General features: G+C 55.9%; 3 tRNA genes. All 3 read left to right on the top strand.

What is annotated here, in order from left to right:
- Nucleotides 1–76: transfer RNA gene (locus EW028_RS24435), tRNA-Ala, on the top strand.
- 28 nt (nt 77–104) lie between these two features.
- A tRNA-Met gene (locus EW028_RS24430) sits at nt 105–178 on the top strand.
- A gap of 7 nt (nt 179–185) precedes the next feature.
- Nucleotides 186–262, top strand: a tRNA-Ile gene (locus EW028_RS24425).
- The last annotated feature ends 92 nt before the right edge of the window (nt 263–354 follow it).

The following is a 354-nucleotide window of genomic DNA, read 5'->3' as shown; positions in this document are numbered from 1 at the left end:
GGGGCCTTAGCTCAGCTGGGAGAGCGCCTGCCTTGCACGCAGGAGGTCAGCGGTTCGATCCCGCTAGGCTCCACCATAAGTAAATTAACCAGTATAAAGATCCTGGCGGCGTAGCTCAGCTGGCTAGAGCGTACGGTTCATACCCGTAAGGTCGGGGGTTCGATCCCCTCTGCCGCCATCTTAAAGGACCTTTAGCTCAGTTGGTTAGAGCAGACGGCTCATAACCGTCCGGTCGCAGGTTCGAGTCCTGCAAGGTCCACCATTTATATATTGTAACGGAGGTATACCCAAGTCTGGCTGAAGGGATCGGTCTTGAAAACCGACAGGCGGGTAACACCGCGCGGGGGTTCGAAT

This window comes from Lysinibacillus sp. OL1 (genome assembly GCF_004332175.1).
GTDB lineage: Bacteria > Bacillota > Bacilli > Bacillales_A > Planococcaceae > Lysinibacillus > Lysinibacillus capsici.
This window is presented reverse-complemented; position numbering and strand designations above follow the sequence as displayed.